The 7,793-nt window shown below is 48.0% G+C and carries 7 protein-coding genes and 1 tRNA gene; all 8 read right to left on the minus strand.

The features are described from left to right. Positions 1 to 304: 304 nt before the first annotated feature. The 8 genes from PLA01S_RS30605 to guaB all read right to left on the minus strand — a co-directional run bounded on the left by PLA01S_RS30605 (position 305) and on the right by guaB (position 7,369). Complete coding sequence (locus PLA01S_RS30605) at positions 305 to 454, minus strand: small acid-soluble spore protein P (protein ID WP_098741251.1); 150 nt, start codon at positions 452 to 454, stop codon at positions 305 to 307. A 105-nt stretch (positions 455 to 559) separates the two neighbouring features. Further along, on the minus strand, positions 560 to 901 hold the full coding sequence (locus PLA01S_RS30610) for a hypothetical protein (protein ID WP_100541620.1): 342 nt from the start codon (positions 899 to 901) through the stop codon (positions 560 to 562). A gap of 170 nt (positions 902 to 1,071) precedes the next feature. Continuing rightward, positions 1,072 to 1,160 (minus strand) — tRNA-Ser (locus tag PLA01S_RS30615). A gap of 73 nt (positions 1,161 to 1,233) precedes the next feature. Continuing rightward, the gene (serS, locus tag PLA01S_RS30620) at positions 1,234 to 2,517 is read right to left on the minus strand and encodes a serine--tRNA ligase (protein WP_127596242.1); all 1,284 of its coding nucleotides are present in this window, start codon (positions 2,515 to 2,517) and stop codon (positions 1,234 to 1,236) included. Positions 2,518 to 2,706: 189 nt separating this feature from the next. Continuing rightward, entirely contained in the window at positions 2,707 to 3,294 is a 588-nt protein-coding gene (pdxT, locus tag PLA01S_RS30625) for a pyridoxal 5'-phosphate synthase glutaminase subunit PdxT (protein WP_127596245.1), read from the minus strand. Between the two features lie 15 nt (positions 3,295 to 3,309). Then, complete coding sequence (gene pdxS / locus PLA01S_RS30630) at positions 3,310 to 4,191, minus strand: pyridoxal 5'-phosphate synthase lyase subunit PdxS (protein ID WP_009595550.1); 882 nt, start codon at positions 4,189 to 4,191, stop codon at positions 3,310 to 3,312. A gap of 163 nt (positions 4,192 to 4,354) precedes the next feature. After that, entirely contained in the window at positions 4,355 to 5,758 is a 1,404-nt protein-coding gene (locus PLA01S_RS30635; protein ID WP_127596248.1) for a D-alanyl-D-alanine carboxypeptidase family protein, read from the minus strand. A gap of 153 nt (positions 5,759 to 5,911) precedes the next feature. Continuing rightward, complete coding sequence (gene guaB / locus PLA01S_RS30640; RefSeq protein WP_127596251.1) at positions 5,912 to 7,369, minus strand: IMP dehydrogenase; 1,458 nt, start codon at positions 7,367 to 7,369, stop codon at positions 5,912 to 5,914. Between the last annotated feature and the right edge of the window lie 424 nt (positions 7,370 to 7,793).

A 7,793-nucleotide genomic window follows, 5' to 3' on the forward strand; every position in this document is an offset into this window, starting at 1 on the left:
AAATTTCTCTCCCCTCTAACAATCAAAAAAATAACAGACCTTCTAATCATAAACCATTTAATCAAAATGAGAAACACTTTCTGGAATATTTGCTGAAAATTTATTTCCTTTCTTTTTCCATCCATCTTAATTTCAAACTTCTTAACATGCGAATAGGGTGGGGCCCCAAAATATTACACTTGAACACTAATACGCAAGTTGGACGCAAAAGGTTTCATAACGAAAAAAAGAACTTCCTGTCGTATTACAGGAAGTTCCCTCGATTCTTGCTTTCTAGCCTCTCAGTATTTGCTCCTACAGGCTTCTAGCCCTCCGGATTGAAATGTCCATCCTGCTTACGGATCTTCGCTCTGTGCGAGCCTGACAGCGGCTCCTGGCCACCACGGTCATGGTCCTTGCGCTGCTTCGGCTGCTCTTGTGCTTCCGGTACCGGAATCGCTTTTGGTTTGCTCATCTGATAGCCCTCCATTTCATGGATCAAACGATGTCTACGCTATCCTGCCTTTGATGTCCATATCATGAAGAGACAGTATGGAAACTGTCTCACCCATTCATGGAACTAGTGGTGCGTGATTTGCTGCAGCGTTTGGGCACACTCATGGATATGGCGCGTATAATCGCCCACCATGCCCTGAATGTTCTCATTACGCTCATCGGTCGTCGCGCCCCCACGCTCTACATCGACCAGATCGACCTTCACTTCCCGCGAATCCACATACGTGCATTGAAAATCAAATGAATACTCCTGGCGGCCTGCTGCATCAATATGAATGCGGATGGCATTCGGATCCCCTTCGTCTGCAGCCACTTCTGCGCGATCTCCCGGCTTTAATATGATGGGCAGTCTTTCCTGCCAGGCATTGACCAGCGTCGACTGATCCACATTCAGTTCTGAGTTCATGTTCACACCTCCCCTTCTCTATAAATTGCGATAACAGGGGATGTTTTATACAGCAGCCTCCATAAAGCAGAGAACCTATTGAAGGGAAGAACATGCTATGATTCCTCTTATATAAAAGGAGCAATAAAAAAACCGTTTCCCTAAGGAAACGGTTTGGGTTTGATTATGTATGGCGGAGAGGATGGGATTCGAACCCATGTGGGCTTGCACCCTAACGGTTTTCAAGACCGCCCCGTTATGACCGCTTCGGTACCTCTCCACGTGGTAATGATCCATGCAAAATGAATCACGTGCAAAAATCATTATACCACAAGACAAACTGTTTTATCAACTTATTTTTTCTGTTCGATGATACTAACGTTCCCCATGTACGGGCGAAGTACTTCAGGAATAACGACGGATCCGTCAGCCTGTTGATAGTTTTCCAGAATGGCAGCGACGGTACGCCCTACCGCGAGCCCGGAACCATTCAGGGTGTGGACAAATTCGGGCTTGCTCTTCGGTTCCGGACGGAAGCGAATGTTTGCACGGCGAGCCTGGAAGTCCCCGATATTCGAACATGAGGAGATTTCACGATATACGCCGCTCTCTGGAAGCCAAACTTCCAGATCATAAGTCTTCATGGATCCAAAGCCCATATCCCCGGTACAAAGAGCCATGACGCGATAAGGAAGATTCAGCAGCTGGAGCACTCGCTCCGCATCCGCCGTCATCTTCTCAAGCTCATCAAACGATGTTTCCGGATGTACAATCTTCACCATCTCAACCTTGTTGAACTGATGCTGACGAATAAGTCCCCGTGTGTCGCGGCCTGCCGCGCCGGCTTCCGAACGGAAACAGGAGCTGTACGCCACGTAATATTTAGGCAGATCCTCACTATTCAAGATTTCCTCGCGATGGTAGTTCGTTACAGGAACCTCAGCGGTTGGGATCAGGTAGTAGTCGGTATCGCTAATTTTGAATAAATCCTCTTCGAATTTAGGCAGCTGTCCTGTTCCGTACAAACTGTCCCGGTTGACGATATATGGAGGCAGCATTTCCTCATAGCCGTGTTTGTCGCTGTGCAGATCCATCATGAAACTGATCAAGGCACGCTCAAGGCGAGCACCCAAACCTTTGTAGAACGTAAACCGTGAACCCGTTACCTTCGCACCTGCTTCAAAATCCAAAATACTCAGGTTCTGAGCAAGCTCCCAGTGGGCCTTAGGCTCGAAATCGAAAGCTTTCGGCTCCGCCCAGCGGCGGATTTCCACGTTCTCCTCCTCCGAGGCGCCTACCGGCACACTCTCATGAGGGATATTCGGAATCGCCAAAGTAAGCTCGGATATGCTGGCTTCCAGCTCACGAACTTCCTCATCCATCGCTTTAATCTGGTCTGACACTTGGCGCATTTCCAGAATCAGATCATCTGCATTCTCACGATTCTTCTTCAGTTTGGCTACTTCAGCCGACACGGTGTTGCGGCGATTCTTCAAACTTTCGCTTTCCTGCAGCAATTCCCGGCGCCGGGCGTCAAGCTTAGGAAAATCCGCAATCAGATCGAGCGATTTGCCTCGATTCTTCAGCGCTTCTTCTACACGACTGTACTCGCTGCGCAATATTTTTACGTCTAACACGGGAAACCCTCCTAAAGTAAAACATCCATCAAGTATATCGAAGCAGCTGCCCTATATGTTGATAAAAAGCCTTGGGACAAGGCTGCATTATACGTTATTACATACGATACATCTTATTGCATTTCAGCGAAAAAGACAACTTGACTCCCACATACTGCCAAAGAGTCAAGATGTCTTCTGCTGTAACTATTACATCTGTGGTGCCGTAGACTGGGATCGAACCATCTCCACAAAATATTGATGAAGTCGATAATCGTCCGTCAGCTCCGGATGATAGGAAGCTGCGAGCAGATGCCCCTGTCTGGCTGTAACAATCTCATCCTTATAAGTGGACAGGACCTCAACGCCCGCACCCACTTCCAGAATGAGCGGCGCACGGATGAAGACAGCCCGTACCGTTTCTTCGATTCCTTTTACATGCAAATCGGTCTCGAAGCTTTCACGCTGACGTCCAAATGCGTTCCGCGCCACCGTGATGTCCATCAGCTTCAGATGAGCCTCTTCGTCGCCTTGAATTCGCTCTGCCAGCACGATCAGTCCGGCGCATGTTCCGAATATCGGTTTGCCCTGGGCCGAGAACTGACGAATCGCATCCATAAAATCATACTTCCGCATCAGCTTGCCGATGGTGGTGCTCTCGCCGCCAGGGATAATCAAGCCGTCAATGCTGTCCAACTGCTCAACCTTCTTAATCGGCACCCCCTCGGCACCAGCAAGCGTAATGCTTCGAATATGCTCTGCAACGGCACCCTGAAGTGCCAGTACGCCGACCTTCATGTTACCCCTTCTCTCTTACCAGCCGCGATCCTGCATGCGCTCAGCGGGACTAAGCTTGGATATCTCGATGCCTTTCATCGGAGCACCCAGGTTCTTGGATACTTCAGCAATCAATTTATAATCATCATAATGCGTCGTTGCTTCAACAATCGCACGAGCGAACTTCTCAGGGTTGTCCGATTTGAAAATGCCGGATCCAACAAAGACGCCGTCAGCGCCCAGATGCATCATCAATGCCGCATCAGCAGGTGTTGCCACACCGCCAGCTGCAAAGTTAACGACAGGCAGCTTGCCTGTCTCATGAACGCCCTTCAGGAGGTCATAGGAAACACCGAGGTTTTTCGCTTCGGCATACAGCTCGTCCTTCGACATGTTGCGAACTTTGCGGATTTGGCTGTTAATCAAACGCATGTGGCGAACAGCTTCCACGATGTTGCCCGTTCCCGGCTCACCCTTCGTGCGGATCATGGATGCACCTTCGCCGATACGACGCAGCGCTTCGCCAATGTCTTTTGCGCCACATACGAACGGTACGGTGAAATCCCACTTGTCGATATGGAACACTTCATCCGCCGGCGTCAGCACTTCACTCTCATCGAGATAATCCACGCCGAGCGATTCAAGCACTTTCGCCTCGACATAATGACCGATACGAGCCTTGGCCATAACTGGAATGGATACAACTTTCATGACTTCCTCAACGATGGTTGGATCAGCCATACGTGCTACTCCCCCAGCAGCGCGAATATCGGAAGGAACGCGCTCCAGCGCCATAACTGCCGTAGCACCGGCAGCTTCAGCGATTTTCGCTTGTTCCGCATTCATGACGTCCATAATGACGCCGCCTTTTTGCATTTCCGCCATACCTCTTTTTACAGTTGATGTTCCTGTTTCCATGTCCCCTAGCCTCCCGATTATATGTTGTATCTCATCGCCATAACAGCATTCCCTGGCGATATGGTCTGTACCCGTATAGGTGCATGCTTGCAATGAATCTAACTTGATATTTTACCGCATCAAAATCAAATACACAACCCAATTACTCGGAATTTATCCGCTGTTAGAAAAGATTTTTGATAGAATCAAATAAATCGGCGAAAAAGTCTCCAATTGCCCGCAGGAACAAACTGAACCAGCCTGCCTTCTCAACTTCCTCCGCAGTGATTAGATTCACCGTTTCGGTCTGGGCTTCCTTCATGCCTTCTATTTTATATGTGTAGGTTACCGTGCCCACCTTCGTATCCTTAGCGACAGGAGCTGTCATGCTGGAGGAGTCCAGTTTGGCTTCAAAGGTAATATTCTTGCCGCTTGAACCTTTCGGTACAACAAAAGTAAGAGCTTTATCCGTTACGAGCGCAGCTTCTTTGCCTTTGCCCTTCTTCACTTCGACGGTTTCAAAGCCTTGCACGGTTGCACCGGCAGCTTGGACTTCCTTCACTTCGAAGTTGTCAAAGCCGTAATCAAGAACTTTTTTGGTCTCTTTAAAACGGGCACCTTCAGATTTCGTACCCATTACAACGCTAATCAAACGCATGCCGTCACGTTCAGCAGTACCGGCAAAACAATATTTGGCTGCATTGGTATGACCTGTTTTTAATCCATCTAAACCTTCATAAGCATAAGCCTTGAAATTCGTAATACTCTTATTCGCCTCAAGCATCCAGTTGTAGTTGATAATCGGATTCGTGTCACGCGGCCGGAACTTGTGGGATTGAATAGCTGTGAATCTCGCAAAATCCGGATGATCCTCAACGATATATTTGGCAAGTAAAGCGGTATCCATTGCCGACATTACCGTTTCTTTATCCTCCGCAGGACGATACTTCTCTGGCATATCGGCACGGCTAAGACCTGTAGAGTTGATGAAGAACGCTGTCTTCAGCCCCATCTTCTTCGCCGTATCGTTCATCATGGTAACGAATTCCGCCTCGGAACCTGCCACATGCTCAGCCAATGCTACTGTCGCATCATTAGCAGAACCGACAGCCATGGCTATGTAGAGCTCTTCCACTGTATGTTGGTCTCCCTCAGCCAAAAATATCCGAGATCCCACGGTTTTTGATGCGTTCTCTTTTACAGTAACCACGTCATCCCATGCTAATTCGCCTTGCTTTACTTTTTCTGCAACGATGTATTCCGTCATCATCTTTGTCATGCTAGCCGGTGGCAATGCTTCATCCGCATTAATAGATAACAATACTTGTCCTGTAGACGGCTCGATCAGTACGGCAGAACTTACTTCCAAATTCAGCTGATCAATCGATGGCACTTTATCCGGTTTCTCAGCATTGGTTGTCGCTTTGTCCTCTGTGGCTTTCGTTGTATCCGCTGTTGCCAGCATATTAGGTGCCGCAAGTGAAACCGCAGGCGCAGCAGAGAAACACAGTATATTAAACAGCATCAAGGATGCCAGCGTTCTTTGAAATCGTTGCCGCTTATTCTTCTTTACAGACTTGTCTATCAATGGAATTACTCCCCTCTAATTCTCAATAAGTCATTAACTTGTTCTATTCTATCATAGGGGGGGTATCAAAAAAAGACAAGCTGGATGAATTATCATCCAGCTTGTCCAGGAAATAAATGACATATATTGTTCATCCTTGTTCTTTAGTGTGAATTACAAGGAATAGTTAGGTGCTTCTTTGGTAATTTGAATATCATGCGGATGGCTCTCGCGGAGTCCTGCACCAGAGATACGGATAAACTGGGTGTCATTCCGCAGTTCCTCCAGGTTTTGCGTACCGCAATAGCCCATGCCGGAGCGCAATCCACCGATCAGCTGATGGATGGTATCTGCCAAAGGCCCTTTGTAAGCAACACGACCCTCGATGCCTTCCGGAACCAGTTTCTTATCGTCATCTTGGAAATAACGGTCTTTACTGCCTTGTTTCATAGCTGCAAGGGAACCCATACCGCGGTAAGCCTTGAAACGGCGTCCTTGATAGATCTCAGCTTCGCCTGGGCTCTCCTCCGTACCGGCAAACATGCTGCCCAGCATAACGGCACTTGCGCCTGCCGCGATAGCTTTCGTAATTTCCCCGGAGTATTTGATACCGCCATCTGCGATAATTGGAACGCCGTATTCTTTAGCAACCGTTGCACAGTCATATATCGCTGTGATTTGCGGTACGCCAATCCCGGCAATGACGCGGGTGGTACAGATCGATCCTGGGCCGATTCCGACTTTAACGACGGATGCACCAGCTTCGATAAGTTCTCGTGTGCCCTCGCCTGTAGCCACGTTACCAGCGATAATCGTCAGATCCGGATACACTTCGCGCAGTTTGCGAACGGAATCAATGATATTGATGTGATGACCGTGAGCAGAGTCAACGGTAATAACGTCAACGCCAGCTTTCACAAGCGCCTCTGCTCTTTCGAAGGTATCCTTGGAGATTCCGATGGCTGCACCTACAAGCAGGCGGCCCTGAGCGTCCTTCGCTGCTCTAGGGAACTGAATTGCTTTCTCAATGTCTTTAATGGTGATAAGTCCTTTAAGGACATTATCATCGTCTACCAAAGGCAGTTTCTCAATCTTATGCTTCTGCAAGATCATTTCGGCATCCTGAAGGGTCGTACCGACCGGAGCTGTCACCAGATTCTCGCTGGTCATCACTTCACTGATGACCGTATTGTAATCATGAACAAAACGAAGATCACGATTCGTCAAAATCCCGATCAGCTTATTGTTCTCATCTACGATCGGTACGCCGGAAATCCGGAACTTACCCATGAGTTTCTCTGCATCGGATACAAGATGATCAGCATGGAGCGAGAACGGATTCGTAATAACACCACTTTCCGAACGTTTAACCCGATCTACCTCTTCTGCCTGTTGTTCAACCGTCATATTTTTATGAATAATGCCGATTCCGCCTTCTCTAGCAATGGCAATTGCCAAAGGAGCTTCCGTTACGGTGTCCATTCCTGCACTGATGAGCGGGATGTTCAATTTCACATGCTCGCTCAATTTGGTGCTAACATCCACTTCTTTTGGAAGTACCTCGGATTTTCTAGGAACCAACAATACATCGTCAAAAGTGAAGCCTTCCTTGCTAAACTTATCTTCCCACACCTGGGTTATTCCTCCTTTTTGTCGTCTTCCTGCGGACTACAACTACTGTCAGAGCTGGACCGGACGGCATTTTCAAGTATTTTCAGAAATATATTATTGCCATCTTAGCAAAGGGCCCATAGGCTGTCAAGGATTGAAATTCGCCCCTTGCCCGAAGTTCGCAAGTATCCATCCAGCGCGTTATCCTGTCTCTTTGGAATGGACAAACGAACCTGGTTTCTTCTATTAAATGGAGACTCACCCACGTTTAAGCCTGGTCTGCCAAAATGCTAAGTCCTTAAGGCATTATCCTGGGGTTCAATGAATCGCTGTCGTTTAGTATCACCCAACCCGGTATGGGATAGTCTCGAATTCGTAAATACTTGTTTTTGAATATAGGAAAAGACCGCTATCGATCACTCGATAACGGTCTTTATGGTTGTTC

It is taken from the genome of Paenibacillus lautus NBRC 15380 (genome assembly GCF_004000945.1).
GTDB lineage: Bacteria > Bacillota > Bacilli > Paenibacillales > Paenibacillaceae > Paenibacillus_AQ > Paenibacillus_AQ lautus.